This is a genomic window from Rossellomorea sp. ABR4_012, from assembly GCF_056159545.1.
Window position 1 is genome coordinate 596176 of sequence record NZ_JBSWVK010000001.1, and the last position, 18089, is coordinate 614264.

At 42.6% G+C, this 18089-nt stretch carries 21 protein-coding genes and 2 riboswitches; of the genes, 11 read left to right on the top strand and 10 right to left on the bottom strand.

What is annotated here, in order from left to right:
* Window positions 1-12: 12 nt before the first annotated feature.
* The 3 genes from ACXAFV_RS03070 (at window position 13) to ACXAFV_RS03080 (ending at window position 1562) form a co-directional block, all read left to right on the top strand.
* Window positions 13-288, top strand: a complete 276-nt coding sequence (locus ACXAFV_RS03070) for a DNA-directed RNA polymerase subunit beta (RefSeq protein WP_475124375.1) — start codon at window positions 13-15, stop codon at window positions 286-288.
* Between the two features lie 124 nt (window positions 289-412).
* On the top strand, window positions 413-847 hold the full coding sequence (fabZ, locus tag ACXAFV_RS03075) for a 3-hydroxyacyl-ACP dehydratase FabZ (RefSeq protein ID WP_475124376.1): 435 nt from the start codon (window positions 413-415) through the stop codon (window positions 845-847).
* 421 nt (window positions 848-1268) lie between these two features.
* The gene (locus ACXAFV_RS03080; RefSeq protein WP_475124377.1) at window positions 1269-1562 is read left to right on the top strand and encodes a hypothetical protein; all 294 of its coding nucleotides are present in this window, start codon (window positions 1269-1271) and stop codon (window positions 1560-1562) included.
* Window positions 1563-1595: 33 nt separating this feature from the next.
* Here ACXAFV_RS03080 and ACXAFV_RS03085 read toward each other — a convergent pair whose 3' ends face one another.
* Together ACXAFV_RS03085 and ACXAFV_RS03090 are read right to left on the bottom strand one after the other, a co-directional pair.
* On the bottom strand, window positions 1596-2186 hold the full coding sequence (locus tag ACXAFV_RS03085; RefSeq protein WP_475124379.1) for a class D sortase: 591 nt from the start codon (window positions 2184-2186) through the stop codon (window positions 1596-1598).
* Window positions 2183-2524 (bottom strand): helix-turn-helix domain-containing protein, encoded by a 342-nt coding sequence (locus ACXAFV_RS03090; protein ID WP_475124380.1) that lies wholly within the window; start codon window positions 2522-2524, stop codon window positions 2183-2185. The genes ACXAFV_RS03085 and ACXAFV_RS03090 overlap by 4 nt, the downstream gene beginning before the upstream one ends.
* 231 nt (window positions 2525-2755) lie before the next feature.
* Between ACXAFV_RS03090 and ACXAFV_RS03095 the strand changes: the two genes are divergently transcribed.
* A complete protein-coding gene (locus ACXAFV_RS03095; protein WP_475124382.1) occupies window positions 2756-3412 on the top strand; it encodes a TasA family protein in 657 nt (218 codons plus the stop codon).
* A gap of 393 nt (window positions 3413-3805) precedes the next feature.
* Window positions 3806-3939, top strand: a riboswitch (cyclic di-GMP riboswitch).
* A 34-nt stretch (window positions 3940-3973) separates the two neighbouring features.
* A complete protein-coding gene (locus ACXAFV_RS03100; protein WP_475126051.1) occupies window positions 3974-4108 on the top strand; it encodes an anti-repressor SinI family protein in 135 nt (44 codons plus the stop codon).
* A gap of 30 nt (window positions 4109-4138) precedes the next feature.
* On the opposite strand, the gene ACXAFV_RS03105 is transcribed toward ACXAFV_RS03100, so the two are convergent.
* Both ACXAFV_RS03105 and ACXAFV_RS03110 read right to left on the bottom strand, forming a co-directional pair.
* Window positions 4139-4459, bottom strand: coding sequence for a helix-turn-helix domain-containing protein (locus ACXAFV_RS03105; RefSeq protein ID WP_175990045.1), 321 nt, complete (start codon window positions 4457-4459; stop codon window positions 4139-4141).
* Between the two features lie 92 nt (window positions 4460-4551).
* The gene (locus ACXAFV_RS03110) at window positions 4552-4992 is read right to left on the bottom strand and encodes a YwpF-like family protein (RefSeq protein WP_475124384.1); all 441 of its coding nucleotides are present in this window, start codon (window positions 4990-4992) and stop codon (window positions 4552-4554) included.
* A 260-nt stretch (window positions 4993-5252) separates the two neighbouring features.
* Between ACXAFV_RS03110 and ACXAFV_RS03115 the strand changes: the two genes are divergently transcribed.
* Together ACXAFV_RS03115 and ACXAFV_RS03120 are read left to right on the top strand one after the other, a co-directional pair.
* Complete coding sequence (locus tag ACXAFV_RS03115) at window positions 5253-5627, top strand: single-stranded DNA-binding protein (RefSeq protein ID WP_475124386.1); 375 nt, start codon at window positions 5253-5255, stop codon at window positions 5625-5627.
* A gap of 18 nt (window positions 5628-5645) precedes the next feature.
* The gene (locus ACXAFV_RS03120) at window positions 5646-5819 is read left to right on the top strand and encodes a hypothetical protein (RefSeq protein WP_475124387.1); all 174 of its coding nucleotides are present in this window, start codon (window positions 5646-5648) and stop codon (window positions 5817-5819) included.
* A gap of 729 nt (window positions 5820-6548) precedes the next feature.
* Here the strand turns inward: ACXAFV_RS03120 and ACXAFV_RS03125 are convergent.
* The 5 genes from ACXAFV_RS03125 to ACXAFV_RS03145 form a co-directional block, all read right to left on the bottom strand.
* Complete coding sequence (locus tag ACXAFV_RS03125; protein ID WP_475126053.1) at window positions 6549-9377, bottom strand: DEAD/DEAH box helicase; 2829 nt, start codon at window positions 9375-9377, stop codon at window positions 6549-6551.
* Complete coding sequence (locus ACXAFV_RS03130; RefSeq protein ID WP_475124388.1) at window positions 9370-11022, bottom strand: SWIM zinc finger family protein; 1653 nt, start codon at window positions 11020-11022, stop codon at window positions 9370-9372. Before ACXAFV_RS03130 ends, ACXAFV_RS03125 begins: the two co-directional genes overlap by 8 nt.
* Window positions 11023-11373: 351 nt before the next feature.
* On the bottom strand, window positions 11374-12984 hold the full coding sequence (locus ACXAFV_RS03135) for an alkaline phosphatase (protein ID WP_475124390.1): 1611 nt from the start codon (window positions 12982-12984) through the stop codon (window positions 11374-11376).
* Window positions 12985-13092: 108 nt separating this feature from the next.
* A complete protein-coding gene (locus ACXAFV_RS03140) occupies window positions 13093-14325 on the bottom strand; it encodes an efflux RND transporter periplasmic adaptor subunit (RefSeq protein ID WP_475124391.1) in 1233 nt (410 codons plus the stop codon).
* 22 nt (window positions 14326-14347) lie between these two features.
* Complete coding sequence (locus tag ACXAFV_RS03145; RefSeq protein ID WP_475124392.1) at window positions 14348-15013, bottom strand: hypothetical protein; 666 nt, start codon at window positions 15011-15013, stop codon at window positions 14348-14350.
* Window positions 15014-15280: 267 nt separating this feature from the next.
* Window positions 15281-15356, bottom strand: a riboswitch (cyclic di-GMP riboswitch).
* A 206-nt stretch (window positions 15357-15562) separates the two neighbouring features.
* On the opposite strand from ACXAFV_RS03145, the gene ACXAFV_RS03150 reads away from it, so the two are divergent.
* Complete coding sequence (locus ACXAFV_RS03150) at window positions 15563-15721, top strand: YwzD family small protein (protein ID WP_475124394.1); 159 nt, start codon at window positions 15563-15565, stop codon at window positions 15719-15721.
* Between the two features lie 84 nt (window positions 15722-15805).
* Here ACXAFV_RS03150 and ACXAFV_RS03155 read toward each other — a convergent pair whose 3' ends face one another.
* A complete protein-coding gene (locus tag ACXAFV_RS03155; protein ID WP_475126054.1) occupies window positions 15806-16219 on the bottom strand; it encodes a helix-turn-helix domain-containing protein in 414 nt (137 codons plus the stop codon).
* A gap of 203 nt (window positions 16220-16422) precedes the next feature.
* Between ACXAFV_RS03155 and ACXAFV_RS03160 the strand changes: the two genes are divergently transcribed.
* From ACXAFV_RS03160 to ACXAFV_RS03170, 3 genes are all read left to right on the top strand, one after another.
* Window positions 16423-16749, top strand: coding sequence for a hypothetical protein (locus ACXAFV_RS03160; protein ID WP_475124395.1), 327 nt, complete (start codon window positions 16423-16425; stop codon window positions 16747-16749).
* Between the two features lie 157 nt (window positions 16750-16906).
* Window positions 16907-17479: a transposase gene (locus tag ACXAFV_RS03165; protein WP_475124396.1), complete on the top strand. Its 573-nt coding sequence runs from the start codon at window positions 16907-16909 to the stop codon at window positions 17477-17479.
* Between the two features lie 109 nt (window positions 17480-17588).
* A complete protein-coding gene (locus ACXAFV_RS03170) occupies window positions 17589-18077 on the top strand; it encodes a hypothetical protein (protein ID WP_475124397.1) in 489 nt (162 codons plus the stop codon).
* Window positions 18078-18089: the final 12 nt, after the last annotated feature.

The following is an 18089-nucleotide window of genomic DNA, read 5'->3' on the forward strand; positions in this document are numbered from 1 at the left end:
GAGTCTTAAGCTATGAGTGAAAAAGAACTGGTACAAGAAGCGAAAACAAGAGAATCAGTGAAAGCTGAGAAAAAGGTCAAGCAAAAGAAAGAAGCAAAACCGAAGCGCTGGGTGCGCGTCCGGATGCTTCCCATCTGGCTGCGGATCCTTCTGGTCATTCTCCTTCTTGCTGCCAGTCTCGCTTTAGGAGCTATGGTTGGCTACGGCGTCATAGGAGACGGCAATCCAACGGACGTATTCAAAAAAGCAACCTGGCAGCATATTGTGGATATAGTAACTGAAAAGTAACTTTTGAAGGCCCGTCCCTCGTTGCGTTAAAGCGCTGAGGGACGGGCCTTTTCCGGCTATTCCATTCTCCCTGTGATTTATGTACAATGGAGGAAGGTTGTATATTACAGGAGGTACATAACAAATGCTTGATATTAATGAAATCAAAGACATCATCCCGCATCGCTATCCGTTTTTGCTGGTCGACCGCATTTTAGAGGTTGAGGAAGGCAAGAAAGCCGTCGGCATCAAAAACGTAACGGCAAATGAAGAGTTCTTCAATGGACATTTCCCTGGTTACCCTGTCATGCCTGGCGTTTTGATTGTTGAGGCACTTGCACAGGTCGGCGCTGTGGCAATGCTTAAAAAAGAAGAAAACCGAGGCCGCCTGGCATTCTTTACCGGGATCGATAAATGCCGCTTCAAGCGTCAAGTAAAGCCTGGCGATCAGCTCAAGCTAGAAGTTGAGATGATCCGCTTTAAAGGTGTGATCGGTAAAGGTAAAGGCGTCGCAACGGTTGATGGAGATGTAGCCTGTGAACTGGAAATGATGTTTGCGCTTGGTGAGAAGGAAGAATAGAATATTGGGAACCGGTTCTGAGGTGATTTTGAGTCACTGAGGGGCCGGTTTTTTTGCTTTTTTAATGAAATTGGGTTATTTTGTGGATTCATATCTGATTTTTCGATTATTACCTTGATGCGTTGAAAATCCTTCATTTTAACCGGTTCCAGCGGTTGATTGGAGTGCAAGACGAAGACTCCTGCGGGAGAAGTGACTAATGTGAGACCCCGCAGGCGAAGCCGAGGAGGCTCACGAGTCACCCGCGGAAAGCGAAGTCTTGCACGGAAATCAACAGCGGTATTCAAAGGCGCATTTTTTTATTTATAAATTCCAAAAAACCATGCAAGTAAATCAAATTTCAGGGAAAGCTAACCACGAAAGACCACAAATATAGGTCTTACAACAAACAATCCATACGTGTAGAAAGGAGTCATACATCATGAACAAAAAATTAGTATCGATCCTTAGTGGGTCAGCATTGGCGGCCATGCTTCTTGTTGGGTGTAATATGAACGATCAGGAGCCTCCTCCGGAAGATAATGGCGTTGAAGAGAATGGAGACGTTAACGAAAATGGCGACATGAATGACGGCATGGACGATAACACGGAGCCTGAATCACAAGACAAAAACACTCCAAATGACAAAGATCCACAAAAAGATCAAAACACGCCTGAAGAAGAAGCTATTGAAGATGACATCGATATGCAGGATGCGGATAATAAGGACGAGTAATAAAAATGCGTAGAGGCTCTTGTGCTTCTACGCTTAATTTATTCTCCGGGCATTGATAATGTATCTTTCTTCTGTGCTAGAGAGGAATTCGAAGGGGTAGCAAGTTGAAAGAGTCAATATTTCATTTGGTGACGTTGACTCCAGAACGGATAAATCTGTTTCTTTAACCACGAACATTTCAAATACCTCATATTGATGTTGACCTGTGCTTAATTGTACCTCCAATAGATCACCCTTTTCGATTTCCCCCATGCTTTTAAAAACGGTATCTCGATGTCCTGCTAGAAAAATTCGATCTTTTTGTCCTGGCAACTTGGAATCTGAATAATGGCCTACCCCTTTTTCCAACTCCTCCTCCTCTGTACCTTCAATAATTGGCAGTTCCTTTTTTAATTTGGGGATTGTGAGGATACCCACTACATCACCTTGCAAAAATGAATAGGTAATTTCACTTGAATGATCTGTCTTATCATTTCCAATTGCCTTTACGATGTTAAGTGCATCTCCCAATGCTTTCTTTTCCTGTAGCTCTTGATTTATTATTTGATATCCGGAAATCCCCAATAACGCCCCGCCGCCAATCAGTAAGACAACACTTAAAAATTTTAAAAAATGAATTTTCACATGCTTTGCTCCTTTTTAAATTGGATAAATCGGATATAATCCAGAAAGTCTTGTTTGGTAAGCCCTTCTTCTATAGCTTTTTTAACTAACTGCAGCCATTCTTCATCGATAGAAAGACTTTCCGATTTGAATTCAAGTAATTGGCTGAGTGATATATTCAAGGTCTCAGCTAATTTTTGAAGAACCTGTATGCTGGGGTTTTTTTGCAATCCTCTCTCAATTGAGCTTATGTAGGACTTAGAGATTCCTGCTAAATGTGAGAGCTCATTGATCGTCATCCCCCTTTCTTCCCTGTAATGTTTTAAGACCTCACCTACCAATGCACTCAGCCCTTTCATAAATCAGATATATTCATTATATAGAACAAAGTGTAATTTATAAAAAACGAAAAAGTGAGCATTTAAGAGTTAATTCTATATAAAGAACGAAATAGTAGTAGAAAATCAATAAAATAAAGAAATTTAATCCTTTAAAAATAGAATCTAGTTTAATATACTGAAATCATAAGTTCTTTAAAAAGAACAATCGGAGAAATGCAGGAGGAAAAACATAATCAAAGGAGACTTAATATGAAGAAATTTAATAAAATCATTAGTATTTTTATCATTTTTTTGTTTTTGTTTACTCCTGATAATTTACAAGCAGAAGAGAACAGTAAAGTACAAGGAGATATAGATATCTCTATTAGTCCATCACCGGTTTTGTTCAATCTTACAAATGTTAAACCGGGGGATAAAATATCAAGAAAAATAACAATATCAAATAACGGGAAACAGGATTTCCGTTATCTTTTTTCTAACACATTTTTAAGAGGATCTGAAAAGTTCTACAATGAATTAATCTTGGAAATCAGTGATATGAAGGAAATTTTGGTAAAAGGAAAAGTTAAGGATTTCAAAACACTAGATCTTCGAGCTTTAGAAAGTAGTTCTTCTGAAACATTAGGAATTACCATAGAAATACCATATGAGCTTGGGAATGAATTTCAAGGGTTATCGACAGAATTTCAGTTCAGTTTTCTGGTGGAAGGACCCGATGGTGCAGTTACTCCAGTCGCTGGAGGAAATATCTTACCTGATACAGCAACTGAATATTTCAAATATTTATTGATGGGAAGTGTACTATTTATATTGGGAATATGCTTATACATGTTTACAAGGAGAAAGTTTGTATCAACAAAAATTAAACTCCCTGAAATTTCCCTTAAAGAAAGGAAAGAAGTATAGTATGTATAAAAAAATATGTACTCGCTGTAAAAGAGCATCCTTCAGCAGTTCGGAAACCGGTCAATGGATCTGTCCATCCTGTGGACATGATTTGACTAACCACTCTTTTTATAACTCCAACACTTTCCATAATATTAATGATAAAGTCCTTCCTTTGAAGAAAAAATTAGAAGCTTACCAAAATCAACTAAGTAGTAATTATTCGCAGTAATTCGACATAAGTATTCGTCGTTTCTTTTAACAAATAGCACATTATAGATAAAGTCGTTAAACTCCTGTCAAAAAACAACAAACTATGTAGGAAAAAAGTGTAAAAATAATTGTCAGAAAAGACAAAAAACAACAGTTTTAAAGGTTCATCGTTAGTATAATGGGTATAGTTCTAAGGGGCTAGTCAGACAAAGGCAAACCTATTGAAAAGTAGGGACGCAAAGTCACGGGTCTAAGGTAAGAAGATGTGAACAAATTGAAATCAACCTACATAGAAAAAATGCACATTGGACGACTAAGATGGCTGGATTGCCTGAAATACATATATGTATTTTGGGAGGAATGGTATTGATGAAGCGTGAACTTGATCTGGAATGGATTGAACTAGTGAAGCAGGCACTTGATGCAGGGATTTCAAAGAATGATATTAGAGAATATTTACAAAATCATAGCAAAAATGCAGCTGAAGAATATAAAATCGTATAATGTGAAAAGTCTTGCAGAGACTGCAAGACTTTATTTATTTCCTAATTTCCATTTATTAAATTCAATAAACTCACGGAACTGTTCCTTTGTAATACCAGAATCCATCGCTTCCTCAGCAATTTTGATCCATTCGCGATCGACTGCTGTGTTTTCGGATTCATCGTGTAATAATGCGTCCATCGAGATTCCCAAAGCGGCAGAAACCTTTTCTAAAAACTGTATGGATGGGTTTTGTTGAATGTTGCGCTCAATGGAGCTCAAATATGACTTGGCAACCCCAGCTTTTTCGGCCAGCTCTGTCATAGACATTCTCTTTTCCTGTCTATACTTTTTCACTCTCTCCCCAATCATTGTGGACACCTACCTATTGAATCGTATCGATAATCTTATTATAACAAACCGTCAACATCTACTCTATAAGAAGTTTACATATTCTCGTAAAATTAGACGCTCGGTTTTGATGTAACTGGAATGCGCGGCTTGGACACCATCTTCTCGCGGAATTCTTTCATCAATTCTTCACCGGAATATCCTTTTTGCAGCAAGTCGTCCAACAGTAGCTCGGCATACTCGTTGCGCTGCTTCTTTAATTTTCCTTCAAATAAAATACTCATCCGGCCGTTCATTTTCTTGATGCAGCGTATGGACGTCATGAAAGCGGCAGGATCATTGGCTTTATGGGAGATGACGACCTGGATTTCCAAATCCCCCTTTTGCTGCTGGGCCTTTTGAAAAAATTCAATGTGTTCTTGTGACATATACGTTTCGACAAGCCACGTACTCTTCTCATCCTCTTTATTGATGATCAAACCGTCCTCAATATCAAAATCCTGGAGTTCATCATTATCAACTACCTGCAGTGAAATCACTTTAAAAGTTTTCATGAACGAACATCTCCTATAAATAGGTTATTATTAAAAATTATATCACAGCGTAAAAAGAATCCATAATATCAAATTGTGTTAAAAAAGTCTGATTTCTGATATTTGGGCTTATTTTGCGTTGAAAATCGGAAATCTCCCTAGGCGAATTTGCCAAATTTGAGGCTGCTTAGGCTCTGAAATTCAGAAATTAACGATTTTACAAGCTTAGGAGGGGAGGGTAAGATGAAATTATTCCAAAGAGAAAGGAGTGAAGAACAAAGGTGATCAATCAAGTAACCCTGGTGGGAAGGCTGACCAAGGATCCCGAAGCGAGGAAAACGATGGAAGGCAGGTCGGTCCTCAATGTAACGGTTGCCGTCAACCGCCAGTTTAAAAACCAGCAGGGACAGGTGGAGACGGATTTCGTCATGTGCAAGATATGGAACAAGGCGGCCGATAACACGGAGAAATATTGCCGCAAAGGCTCGGTCGTCGGCATCACCGGCCGCATTCAAACCCGCAATTATGAAAATGATCAAGGAAAAAGGATCTATGTCACCGAGGTAGTGGCTGATTCGATACGATTCATGGATTCAAAGCCGCAGCCTGACAGAGAACAGCAGCCGGCGAAAGAACCGGTCGAACTGCCATTTTAAAAGAAGGGAGGGGCACATATGGCAACCCTGCAATCGCTGGAACAACGAATCGATCGACTAGAAAAACTGAATGAAGACCTGATCAAGAAAGTAGCACGTGCCAACGTCGAGAATTTCTACCTCTCACAACGGGTAACCGCACTCGAGCAAGGATATGAACACCCGAGTGCCATTCTGCAGACTACATCTTAAGGAACCTCGATTTCTCTCCAACTTAGAACCCTTCAAACGTACATCCTATTCGTAAATAATTTCTGTCCAACCTATAAGTGTTTGTCTCAAAGTCCAATTGTCATCATGTCACCGCGTCATCCCTCTAACATACCTCGTTAGAAATAGAATATCGTAAGGAAGTAGTGAAGTAGTTTTGTAAGTTCCCCAATATGTCTTCATGTAGGGTCGGTTTCCATTGGAGCCGGCTGTTTTTTTGTGGTTTTACAGAGAGAGGAGGAGAAAAGTTGGAGCTTGCTAGTTCAAAGACAAGGAAAAAGCAGCCTAGCCTCCATATATGAGCCATTCTGGGGAAATATGATCCATTTCCAGGATTTATGGTCCATTTTCCAACTTTATGATCCATTCGACAAAAAATACGTTCCATTTTAGAAGTATATGATCTTCTGAGAATTATTCTAATTTAGGAGGGGGATAGCAGAAACATCATTGACTCTGCTGATCACCGCTGTTGATTTCCGTGGAAGACTTCGCTTTCCGCGGGTGACCCGTGAGCCTCCTCAGCTTCGCCTCCGGGGTCTCACATTGGCCACTTCTCCCGCAGGAGTCTACGTCTTCCACTCCAATCAACAGCTGGAACAGGCTATATCCACAAAAATGGTGAGCTACTCCAAAAAACTATTTTTACACTAGCTGGATTGCAAATAGAAAAACCCCCTCTCCAAAAGGAAAGGGGTCTACCACCAAAATCTATTCCAACACCAACAACGACTGCAAATCCTGATCTGACAACTCAGTAACCCACTGATCGCTTCTAATGATTTCATCGTTCAACGCTTGCTTCTTCTCAAGCATCGCATCAATTTTCTCTTCAAGTGTCCCTGATGACACAAGCTTATGAACATGAACAAACCTACTCTGCCCAATGCGGTAAGCACGGTCGGTCGCCTGATTCTCGACTGCTGGATTCCACCAGCGGTCGTAGTGGACGACGTGGTTGGCAGCGGTCAGATTCAATCCGGTACCGCCTGCCTTCAAGGAAAGAAGAAAGACTGGGAATTCACCGTTTTGGAAGCTTTCCACTAGTTCATCACGCTTCCCTTTGGCCATGCTTCCATTCAAAAATGGCACATCGACAGCGAATTCTTTCTTCATGACTTCCTGGATCATCTCACCCATGGAAATGTATTGAGTGAAAATCAATGTAGCCTCTCCTGATTCGAGAGCGGCTTCCACAATGTCTTTCAGCTTCTGCATTTTTTCCGAACGGGTCAGGATAGATCTAGGAGTTGGCTCTTTTAGATAAAGAGCAGGATGGTTACAAAGCTGCTTCAATTGATTCAACATTTGTAAAATCAATCCTTTACGCTCGAACCCGCTCAGTGTCTCGACTTTCATCAACGTTTCCTGCACAAGCTGCTCATAGAGTGCCGCCTGCTCAGCGGTCAAGCTGCAGTACTCTTTTTGCTCAATCTTCTCGGGAAGATTAAGCTCGACTTCGGGATCCTTCTTCGTTCTCCGCAGCAGAAACGGTTTGATTTTTGCCTGAAGCTCGCGTACTTTTTCCTGAGATTCGTCTTTTTCAATCGGAGCGATATAGTTCTTCTGATACTGCGTGAATCCACCGAGATATCCGTGGTTCAAGAAATCAAAGATGGACCAAAGCTCGGATAGGCGGTTCTCCATCGGCGTTCCAGTCAGCGCGATGTGATGCTTTCCGTTCAGCTTACGGATGGCACGGGATTGCTTCGTGTTCGCATTCTTGATGTTTTGCGCTTCATCGAGGGAAATGGAGCTCCATTCCACATCAGACAGCTCATCAAAATCAATATGCGACAACCCATAAGAAGTCAGCACGATATCCATACCCGCAATCCGCTCAGTAAATTTCTCCTCTTTCGCACGGGAAGAACCATAATGAAGATGGACCTTCAAATCGGGGGCGAACTTCTCGATTTCACGCTGCCAGTTGCCGAGCACCGAGGTAGGCGCAATGATCAAAGCCGGCGTCTCCGGTTTCTCGGTCTCTTTCACATGTAGTAAGTAGGTGATGAGCTGCACCGTTTTCCCAAGTCCCATGTCGTCGGCCAGGCAAGCACCGAACCCGAACCGCCGTAAAAAAAGCATCCAGCTCATACCGAGCTGCTGATACGGGCGAAGCTCCCCGTGGAAGGCACCTGGCGTTTCCACTAAAGGAATCGACGATACATTCGTCAGCTGACTCACCAGTTTTTTCAGAGACCGGTTCAGCTCCAACTGAATCCTGGCATATTTATACGGATCATACTCGTCATCCGGTTCCAACCCGTCATCATCTTCATCCCGGGGTACAAGCTCCTGTTCCAGCATATCCTGAATCGAAATGCCTTCCTGCTTCGCTTTCGTCATCATCTGCTGGATGCGGCGAATCATCGCAGGGTCGAGCTTCATCCACTGCCCGCGGATCTTCACCAGCCTTCTCTGGTCATCTACCAGCTTATTAAAATCCTCTTCCGATAAATTGACCCCGTTCATAGATAAACGCCAGTCGAAGTCGAGCATCGCGTTTAAGCCGACAAAAGAAGGGCGGTAGCTCGTGTCTGTGTTCTTCAGCTTTGCCTTCACCAGCACCTGTGCATCCTTCATCGCTTCCCACCAGGACGGAAGAAGGATTTCGATATCAAGATCGATCAGCTTTTCACTCAAAACAGACAAGAAATCCCATGCGTCGTGCTCGCTGAGGGAATTGGTCAGCGCCCCGTCGCTGTCACGCAGCATCGGTATCATCTTCAGCCAGCGCTCCTGCTCTTCCCGTACTTGGGGAAGATGCGGTTTCCAAGCAGCCGGAACAGTATCTTCCGCCAACGATATCACACGCTTTTCTTTTTTGCGGTCGCGCAAAATCGTCTCAAGCTGCCACGTTTCATCCTCATCCAGCGGCTCTGATATCCGAAGCCCGATCGAAAACGGAAGCTCGTCATCCTCCTCACCGCGAATCCACTCACTCCATCGTTTCTCGTCAAAATAAGCATGCAGCTCCTCCGAAGTCAGCGTACTCTCCTTCAGCTTCTGTATCCTTTTCATCGCATCGGAACCACCGGCAGCCATCGCCTCATTCAACGACCCTTCAAACCACTGCTGCGTTAAAGCGGCGAGGGACGGGCCTTCAGGGAGGTCCTGATGCCAGAAATCTTCATTGAAGTTTTCCCAAACTTCATCGGGAATATGGAACTGCAGCCCAGATTCCTGCCATTCATCGAAGCGGGGGAGCCAGCGTCCGTCTTCGATTGCTTCATAAAGGACGGGGGCGATGGCGTTGCACGCCTGACCCGTTTCGTCCCAGTCCCAATCCACCATTCCGCTGAAATGCTCCTGTGCAAGCAGGGTGAGGAGCTGCCACTGGGATACGACGATCCCCTCGTTCACAATCACATCATTAAGAAGCGTCCCGTAATGGGTATCTTCATGCCAAAGAAACAGCTGGCTTTTCCACTCTGAAGGCTGCAGCAGATCTCCATCACCGTTTTCCGCAGTCAGAAAGAAGCGGTCTCCATATTTAGTTGCGTCTACATTGATTTTCACGGAAGACAGTTTAAGCATCAATCAACTTACCCTTTCTGCATTCTTCTTGAAACGCACGTAATCGCTTATATTTTTCTAAGGTGTACTCTAAATAAGTATCCCATTTATCTGTTTGCTTCAGCTTCTTATAAATCGTCCGGATCTTCTTCATATAGCGGACAGCATACTTGTAGCTGTCGCGGTTTTTCTGCTCAATCATATCAATCACACCGTTATAATAAACTGGCAATGCAAGCTCTGGGGACTCTTTATATACCTGTCTAAGGCCAATATTCTCCATCTCGGAGACCGAGTAGCCCATGTATTTCTGCAGCTCCACCCACTCGCGGTAGGATTTTGTGTTAAGCAGAAATTCACTGTAGCTGTAATAGCTGAAAGGAAGCATGGACAGCAGCAGCTCTCTTAAGAACGCAGGATCCCGTTCCATCAGCCATTCAGTCGGAAGCTTGCGGACGAACCAGCGTACAAAACTTGAAGCTTCATAATGACCCTTTTCTTCGATGTATGAAGGGAGTCTTACTAAAATCGCCTTTAAAAGAAGCAGCAGCCCTTCATATCGTTTTGAAAGAACGAATTTCACCAGCCAGAACTCAGAATAAGCGACGAGTTCAGTCCCGATCCTTTCCATGGTTTCCTCTGCCTTTTCCATCTCTTCAAGCAGCAGATATTGATGGAGAAGGGCAATCTTTATGAACGGATCGTCCTGCGTTTCATTAGCTTCCAACCGTTTAACTTCATCACGGCGCCATGCTTTTTGCTTAAAAAGGTAATACCAGATGAACCGATACACCTCGGCTTTGATTTCAGTGCTGTGTTTAGGATCCTCACTCATCTCGGCAGACTTTTCTTTTAAGAAGGCAATGAACGGATCGAAGCTGAACGGCATCGCATGCACCGAAAGCTTCTCGACCGCATCCTCCATTTCATCCAGCAGAAAATCGAACAGAGCATACTGCTCACGGTTCAACGCGATGTCCCTTCTTTGTAAAAATAGATCGACTTTCAGCGTCAAGAAGAAGGTTGCGAATAGCTGATAAAGAGGCTTCCATTCACGTTCGAATGGGGCTTCTTTGTTAAACCGTTTGTAGATGTTCTGGATGATTACATCCATTAAATAGGGCTGTCTTTCGAGGAGCTGCAGGTCTTCTCTTTGTAAAAGCGTCTCGAAAAACTGCCACCATTCATCTGGTGTATTTCCACGTGTTTTCCGTTCTTGTAGTAAGTCACTGGCTTTACGAAGGGCACCGGAATTGCAGTGTTTCTTCAATAATTCATCCAGTGAAGACTTATCATCTGTTACCGAAGCGGGAGAGCTTTCCTGGCTGCGCCAGTCCTGGATCCATTCGCTGACTCTGGCCACTTTGTTGTAAATCATGAAAAAAACGGCCATCTGGTGGCGGCACCAGCCGGAGTATGGACATGAGCATTTGCTTAACAATGGAAACTGAAGGTCCAGGCGCACCGAAACAGGCGTCACATCCTGAACGTCTGCGCTTGCTTCCTCATCACGGACCTTTACGTTCGACACCAGGTTCTGACGAAACAAAAGAAGCCCTTTTGAGACAATATTTCTTCCTTCGTCGGTACCCGGGTTCAGCTCGCCCTGTATCGCCCGACTCATCGGAATTAATTTATCCTTCAATTCTTCAATTCGAATCGCCATCGAACAATCTCTCCCATCTATAAAATCGCATTCTTTTATTATAACGTATATCGGGTAGCAAATGGAATATAAGAGGGAAAAGTGCGGAAGTTGGGGAAGGATGGGGGAGATATTTCTCGGGAAATGTCGAAGGGTTGGGAGTGGGAGAGGGTGTGAGACTGCCTTTATTTTGGTGCCTAGTACAAATAATGGGGGATGTACCAGGTACACCACCCTAGAATTGTACCAGGAACAGATCGAACTTTTGTACCTGGTACAAAACCAACATATTGTGCCAGGCACAAATCACCTCATCTGTGCCTGGCACACACCATGGCACCACAACAAACGAAGCCCAGCCACCGCCAAAACCTACTCCTCCAAATGAATATAAAAAGTCCCGCCGCTATGAACATTCACACTCTTCAACTCCACTGCCTCACCATCCCTCATATAATAATTCTTATTCTCAGGAAAACGAAGCTCCTCTTCACCGCGGTTAACGACAAGTTCAGGATTCTTTGTATCCCGCTTATCAATCAGAACCTTGTATCCTTTCTTCTTAAAAAATCTCTTCCCGTCCACATACCAATCTGAAAAACTGTCTAAAGAAAAACCAAGATAGCGGGCAAACACCTTTGGCAGTTCTGTATTTTCAATCAATCCCGCAGGCTTACCGGGTCCATATCCATAAAGAAACACATCCTCACCAGTATGGCCATGAGTGGAGAACCCTATATTCGCTCGCTTCGCCAGCAGCTTGACCATTTCATTCTCCAAGTCCTCGACATCTTTAGCTTCTTTCATCAAACAGTATTCTTTCTTGCTCAATCCAGACAGCCCGTAAGACTGCAGCACATCTTTCAAATTCGAATGGTCATCCTTCAATTGGGAAGTAGCACCCTTCACCGTAAATTCGGCTTTTTTCAACGGTTCTATGAATGTTTCAATAGGCTGATTCTTATACGTTTTATCAGTATCTCGATTACCAAGGGTCAACCCGCTGTTCCCGTGATCCGTAACCGCAACGACCATGGTATTTCCATCTCGCTCCGCATATTCCAACGCTTCACCTACGGCCAGGTCAAAGCTCAACACCTCACTGATCATCCCGACAGGATCATTCTTATGCGCCGCCCAATCCACCTTGCTGCCTTCCACCATCAGAAAAAAACCTTTCTCATTAACTGATAATCGTTCAATTGCCGCCTTCGTCATCTCAGCAAGCGTCGGTTCATCCGGCTTCAGCGCCTTTCGGTCAAAATCATAAGCCAGATCCTCCTCGGCAAACGCCCCCCACAGCTTATCGGCTCCAAGACTTTTTGAAAGCCCGTCCCTCGTTGCGGTGAAGGAGTAAAGGGGGTTGGATTTTATCTTAGTAACAAGGTTTTCGCCGTCTTCGCGGGAGATTTGTTTGGTTTTGAGCATGCCGTCGTCATTTTTGACTGAGTTTTTGGATTTTGGTTTGAGCCAGGCAGCACCGCCGCCGAGGATGACGTCGAGGTTCTGGTAGACCTGCTGTTCACCGATGTCCCCGAATTCATCGCGGTTCAGCACATGGGCAGTGAAGGCAGCAGGAGTTGCGTGCTGAACAGGGGAGGTCGCCACGATTCCCCCTGCATAGCCGGACAGCTTGGCTGCCTCCAACACGGTCAGAACCGGTTTACCGTCAGCGTTCATGCCGATATAGTCCGCCTTTGTTTTCTCCCCGATCGACATTGCGGTTCCTGCAGCCGCAGAATCCGTGATGGCAGATTCCCCGGAATAGGTTCGTACGCCTCCGACAAGGATTTTATCAAGGTTGAGTCCGGAACCTTTATACCATCTTGAAAGTGTGACGATATCGGAATTTGTGCCGTCCATGATCATGAAGATGACATTTTTCTTGGGAGGGGTGGCGGCAAATCCGCAGGTGGAAGGGAAAGAGAATGCAAGCAGGGACAGAAGGATGATGACAATGAGTGCAGATTTGAAGGTTTTCATGGAATCGTCTCCTTTAAATGAGTGTCAGATACACTTAGTATCAACACTCATAAAGAGACTATGTATAAAAGAGACCCGCTCCAAATCAGGGCGGGTCTCCTCGAAACATTATTTTCTTTCTAATATTCCTAACAACAGATTTTCCAAAACAGTCGGCCGGTCCATTTTCTTCAAATCTCTCAACTTGATTTTATCCCAATCGAGAGCGGTAATGAATGAAGCGCCATTTCTCAAAGCAGGGATTTCATCAGGGTTTACGATGAAATATTCGCCGGCTTTTACGCCGGATTTGATTTGCACCTTGCCGTCTACCTGCAGTCCGGTTTCAACGGTTTTCTTTTTCACTACACCTTTATCCGTCAGCACCCAGACATGTTTTTTTGAGCCTGATTTTTCAACAGCCGTCACCGGTACGACCAGAGTGTTCTTTACTTCATCGGTGATCACTGACACTAGTACATGGTGGCCAGGCAGCAGTTTGTTGTCTTCGTCCTCAAGCTGAATTTTTATCGGATACATGCTGTCCGTTTCTATGTGAGGATCTCTTTTAGGAAGGGAAGAGACATCAGTAACAATCCCTTTTTGAGTTTTCTTCTCTACTTCGGACTGTACTTTTGCGTTCATGTTTTCTTCAACGTCCATGATTTCTTTTTCCGTTAAGTCAGTCGTAATCACCGTAGCTTCAGAAGCGATTGTGATCAATGGATTCTGGACAGAGTGGGAAAGGTTTTTGACGATACCATCCCCGCTGCTTTCGACTGTCAGTGTCGTTTCATATGATTGAAGGTCTGAAATTTGACGCTCTAGGCTGTCGATTTGATTTTCCAGTCGGTCAATTTCAAGTTCCCGAGAGGCGATTTCCTTCTTAATGTCATATTCTGTTTCAAGGGCACTTGCTTCGAGCGGCATCTCCTCTTCATCATAAGAAGAAGGGAGTGAGTTCTCGAGCCGTTCCAAATCCGAGATATTGTCTTCGATGCTGTCGATTTCATCTTCGAGCTGGTCGACTTCTGATTCGAGGACGTCTTTCTGCCCTGTAAAATCAGTGACTTCGTACTCATATAGAGGCGTTCCTGATTTCACTTCGTCGCCTTCTTTAACGAGGAACTTCTTGAAGGAGCCGAATTCATCGTTGAAATAAAGGTAGGTTTCTTCTGCAGATGTGGCGACACCGGATTTAGAGAGCTCTTTTTGTAAGTCGTCTTTATCGAATGCGTCCCACTCTTCAATCCGGACTTCCCGGTCGACTTTGCTCTTTGCTTTTTCAATTAGATAAGCATTCGTCCCTACAAATAGGAGAGACAAAGAGAGACCGGTGTATAATAGTTTTCGTTTATTCATAAATGATCCCAGCCTTTAGACGTTAAATTAATGTTGAAAAATCGATATAGGCTAAAAATGCAGTGATGGCCCAGAAGAATAGATTCGTTAGTAAGATGACTGTCCAAATCAGCCAGTTTTTTTGTTCGGTAAGACGTTTAAGCCCTTTGTATTGGATGTAGAAAATCCAGATTTTAAATAAGGAAAAGCTGCCTAAGAAATAAATGACCCAAGGTTTCGCTGTTATGTACTGGGCGATGACTCCGAGTGATAGTGGAGACGAAAACCAATCCAGTGAGAAGAATAGAGATAATGGGATGTAGGTCAATCTCTCAAGTAATAAGATAAGCAGTACTAATCCTTGAACAATGACGAGTTTTCGGTATTCACCTTTCTCGGAAATCGTCCAGAAAATGATACTTGGAATAAATATAATAATGATGGAATAGAATATCCCGTTAAGGATCCTTCCTGCGAAAAACAGGAACTTCTCTAATTCAAGTAAAGCAGGGGTAAGTTTGTTCAACTCTTTTGAAAGTGGATCCATTCCTATACCGAAAGAGGAAATCAAACCAAAAGTTAAGGCGGATAACAGAATCATACGAAATATGTTCTTTAGGTACCCCTTTGGATTTTCCGTGGTTGACAGGTCATAGAAAAAGAAAGAAGGGCTTTTTAGTCCCTTAAATATATTTATTTCTTTTAGCATAGCGGTTTCCTCCAAGTAGTATAGGCTGCATCTAATATTCTATCGAAAAAACGAGAACTTTTCCATATATTGTAGAATAATAGAAGAAACCAATAAAAAAAAGCGTCAAAAGACGCCTTTTTTAGAAACCATATGTGAGAAGTGTGGTTCCTGCTATTACGATACCAGTTACGGTGAAAATTCCTATGTACATCATAATTTTTCTTTTTTTCTTTTTAATCATTATCTCTTCTGGTGTTAAAAACGACAAATTTATCACTCCTTGGTTTTGGTAGCTGGCTGGCGTTGGATAGCCCCTATAGCTTTGCGTCATCACCTTTCGATGATTTTGCCTTTAGTCAGAACCTTACAATATAGTGTATCATTTTCCCTCCTCTATATCGGAATAAACATAAAAGATAAAAATAGGAAAAAAGTCATTATTCTTAAAAGTATTCCTTTTGTTATGTGTATAAATCTGGTAATATATCTATTAATTGATGTTTGAACTTTCGACAACTAGTGTAATAAAGTAGTAGAAACTGTTTTTAATTGTAGGAGGTTGTCTTTTTGAGCAAGAAAGTCAGCAAAGAGCAGCATGTTCTCTCTGTCATGCAAAAAGCATTCGACAAAGGACAGCAGGGAAACATGGATGCAAATAAAATGTTAAATTGGCTAAAACAAGAACTTCAAAGTGAATATACATTACAAAATGAAAAAGCACTCTAAAACAAATTGTTTTAGAGTGCTTTTTCACGTTAAAGTAACGAGGGACGGGCCTTTAGCGAGCTAAAGGCCCGTCCCTACAATTCATCACCAATCCTGAGCGTAGTTGTAGAGGGAGCTTGCCTGGCTGGCGAATTTTTCTTTTCGCTTTTCTGTTTGATAGGTGAGAGAAGCTAATGTGCGCTTTAATTTAGGGTGATCATTCAGCATTTGGATGATTGCAGCTGTTTCCTCATCTTCGAATGATTCCCTCAAGACCATGGGGTCAGGGGTGTACCCATCTGCTTTTTCTCCATAAATGATCCGGTTCATTTCTTCCGTAGGGATTTTATACACTTCTTTAAATCTGCGCAGCATCTTTGAAGGTATTTCCCTCTTGCCGCGTTCATAATTCGACAGACTGCTTGATCCGATGTTCAGCCGCTCTGCAGCTTCTCCCTGAGACAAATCGAGTACTTCTTTTCGGTACCGCTGTAATTCTTCGTGTAATTCCAATTCCATACGTTTCACCGACTATCCCTTTTTCCTTCAAGATAATCTTTTTAACTTCGGTATCTGGATTATTCGACGAATTGAAAAGTTAATGTACTTTTCAATTTGTTGTTAAAAAAATTAACTGTACCAAATTCCGTTAATCAGTAGTATGATAAAAAAGTAAAATATTGTCATTTGTTGTTGTAAAAGGAGGAAGGGTGGAGAAAAGAATGAAAGAGCAGAGACAAGGAAGTACGAGAAACAGTGATGGAAATGCAGCAACAATTGATAGGAAAGAAAAGAGTTGGAACCGAAATGACTTTGCTTCCAGCAAGATAAGTTTTCACGTAACGAAGAAAAAGAAAAGTTACTTCCGGGCAGGGGACTACGGAAAAAAACGGGTGCACTTCTTTTCCAACAAAAAAGAAAACGACAAAAATTTTTACGAACTATATACTATCGACCCTCATCATGAACCCACCCATACTAATAAACTTACCTGTTTCATTCAAGAAAACGAGCGGATTGTATACACAGGGAAGAAAGAGAAAAGGTAGAATCATATTTAAAGGCCCGTCCCTCACTGCTTTAACGCAGTGCAGGGTGGATCTTTGAAATTGTATGCATCCAGGCAGGTTTTTGATGATTGTTGTCGAATAGATAACTGTAAGAAGATTTTTGAAAAATTCACAAATTCACGATAGGAGTGATTCAATGCCAAGACGGGCCCGAGAATGGACACCGGGAACCTACCATGTATACTGCCGGGGAAACCGGAAGCAGGACATTTTTATTCAGGACGATGACCGGAGCAAGTATTTATCATATCTCCTCGACACGAAAGAGAAGTATCCCTTTAAGCTCCATGCATATTGCCTCATGTCGAACCATCTCCACTTATTGCTAGAAAGCGATCAAGTTCCTCTTAACAAGATTCTTCATATTCAGCATACCCGTTACGCGATATATTTTAATAATCAACATAATCTTGTCGGCCATGTATTCAATGAGAGATTTGGGTCTACCTGCGTTGATACACCTTCCTACTTTATCGGCCTCAGCAAGTACATTCATCTAAACCCCACAGAAGCTGGACTTACGACCTCTGCTGAAACCTATCCATGGAGCAGCTATTCTTCTTACACTAAAGGAATTGATAATCCACTGATCGACAAAACCCGTACACTCGAATATTTTTCTAATCAAGATCCAAGTCTATATAAAGAGTATTTGGATAGAAAAGAAGAGCTTATCCTTCTTAAAAAGTCGCTTACCAAAAAAATATAAAAATTTGTAAACTTTTTACAGGAAAATGGAAATCGGTGTCGAATTGTAGTTATAGGAAAATATTCCTAGTTATTAATATTGAAAATTCAAGCTCAAAAAGGAGGAAGTAATGCACAAAGAATTCATCCTGGTTTTCGAGAATCTCCACGTATCAAGAAAAATAGTGACTACACCTAAAAAACACCTCGTTTTATTCCAAGGCCAGCAATACAAAAAGAGGCTGGTGGTGGTAAGTCGGCCGCCGGGTTTCTCTCACGCTTTGGAAGGAATCATGTATTCTGATAAAATCCTTGAAACGGTGGGCTTCAGCACGTTGTTTGCGATACCAATCGATTCAAAGCATTCCATTCCGTTTAAATTTGTGCGTGTAGATGACCGGGAACGTAAACCCCTGGACTGTAAAATCGTGCTTGAAAACCAAAATGGAGAAGACAAGTTGAACATTCGCGCCCGCTTTCCACGGGAAGATACTTTGTTGAATGAAGATAGACTTGATATCCTTTCCTATCTCAGTCATAAATGCGACGGCGGGAGTATTACATACTTTCTGAAGAATCCTGACGTATATAAAGGAAAAGGCAACAAACAGGAAGATTAATAAAGGCCACCA

Bases quoted from the DNA above. Each gene is read 5' to 3' on its own strand.
- ACXAFV_RS03070 (WP_475124375.1), top strand. From the start codon at position 13: ATGAGTGAAAAAGAACTGGTACAAGAAGCGAAAACAAGAGAATCAGTG.
- ACXAFV_RS03080 (WP_475124377.1), top strand. From the start codon at position 1,269: ATGAACAAAAAATTAGTATCGATCCTTAGTGGGTCAGCATTGGCGGCC.
- ACXAFV_RS03170 (WP_475124397.1), top strand. From the start codon at position 17,589: ATGCACAAAGAATTCATCCTGGTTTTCGAGAATCTCCACGTATCAAGA.
- ACXAFV_RS03120 (WP_475124387.1), top strand. From the start codon at position 5,646: ATGGCAACCCTGCAATCGCTGGAACAACGAATCGATCGACTAGAAAAA.
- ACXAFV_RS03100 (WP_475126051.1), top strand. From the start codon at position 3,974: ATGAAGCGTGAACTTGATCTGGAATGGATTGAACTAGTGAAGCAGGCA.
- ACXAFV_RS03125 (WP_475126053.1), bottom strand. From the start codon at position 9,377: ATGCTTAAACTGTCTTCCGTGAAAATCAATGTAGACGCAACTAAATAT.
- ACXAFV_RS03110 (WP_475124384.1), bottom strand. From the start codon at position 4,992: ATGAAAACTTTTAAAGTGATTTCACTGCAGGTAGTTGATAATGATGAA.
- ACXAFV_RS03160 (WP_475124395.1), top strand. From the start codon at position 16,423: ATGAAAGAGCAGAGACAAGGAAGTACGAGAAACAGTGATGGAAATGCA.
- ACXAFV_RS03155 (WP_475126054.1), bottom strand. From the start codon at position 16,219: ATGGAATTGGAATTACACGAAGAATTACAGCGGTACCGAAAAGAAGTA.
- ACXAFV_RS03090 (WP_475124380.1), bottom strand. From the start codon at position 2,524: ATGAAAGGGCTGAGTGCATTGGTAGGTGAGGTCTTAAAACATTACAGG.
- ACXAFV_RS03165 (WP_475124396.1), top strand. From the start codon at position 16,907: ATGCCAAGACGGGCCCGAGAATGGACACCGGGAACCTACCATGTATAC.
- ACXAFV_RS03130 (WP_475124388.1), bottom strand. From the start codon at position 11,022: ATGGCGATTCGAATTGAAGAATTGAAGGATAAATTAATTCCGATGAGT.
- fabZ (WP_475124376.1), top strand. From the start codon at position 413: ATGCTTGATATTAATGAAATCAAAGACATCATCCCGCATCGCTATCCG.
- ACXAFV_RS03145 (WP_475124392.1), bottom strand. From the start codon at position 15,013: ATGCTAAAAGAAATAAATATATTTAAGGGACTAAAAAGCCCTTCTTTC.
- ACXAFV_RS03095 (WP_475124382.1), top strand. From the start codon at position 2,756: ATGAAGAAATTTAATAAAATCATTAGTATTTTTATCATTTTTTTGTTT.
- ACXAFV_RS03135 (WP_475124390.1), bottom strand. From the start codon at position 12,984: ATGAAAACCTTCAAATCTGCACTCATTGTCATCATCCTTCTGTCCCTG.
- ACXAFV_RS03140 (WP_475124391.1), bottom strand. From the start codon at position 14,325: ATGAATAAACGAAAACTATTATACACCGGTCTCTCTTTGTCTCTCCTA.
- ACXAFV_RS03105 (WP_175990045.1), bottom strand. From the start codon at position 4,459: ATGATTGGGGAGAGAGTGAAAAAGTATAGACAGGAAAAGAGAATGTCT.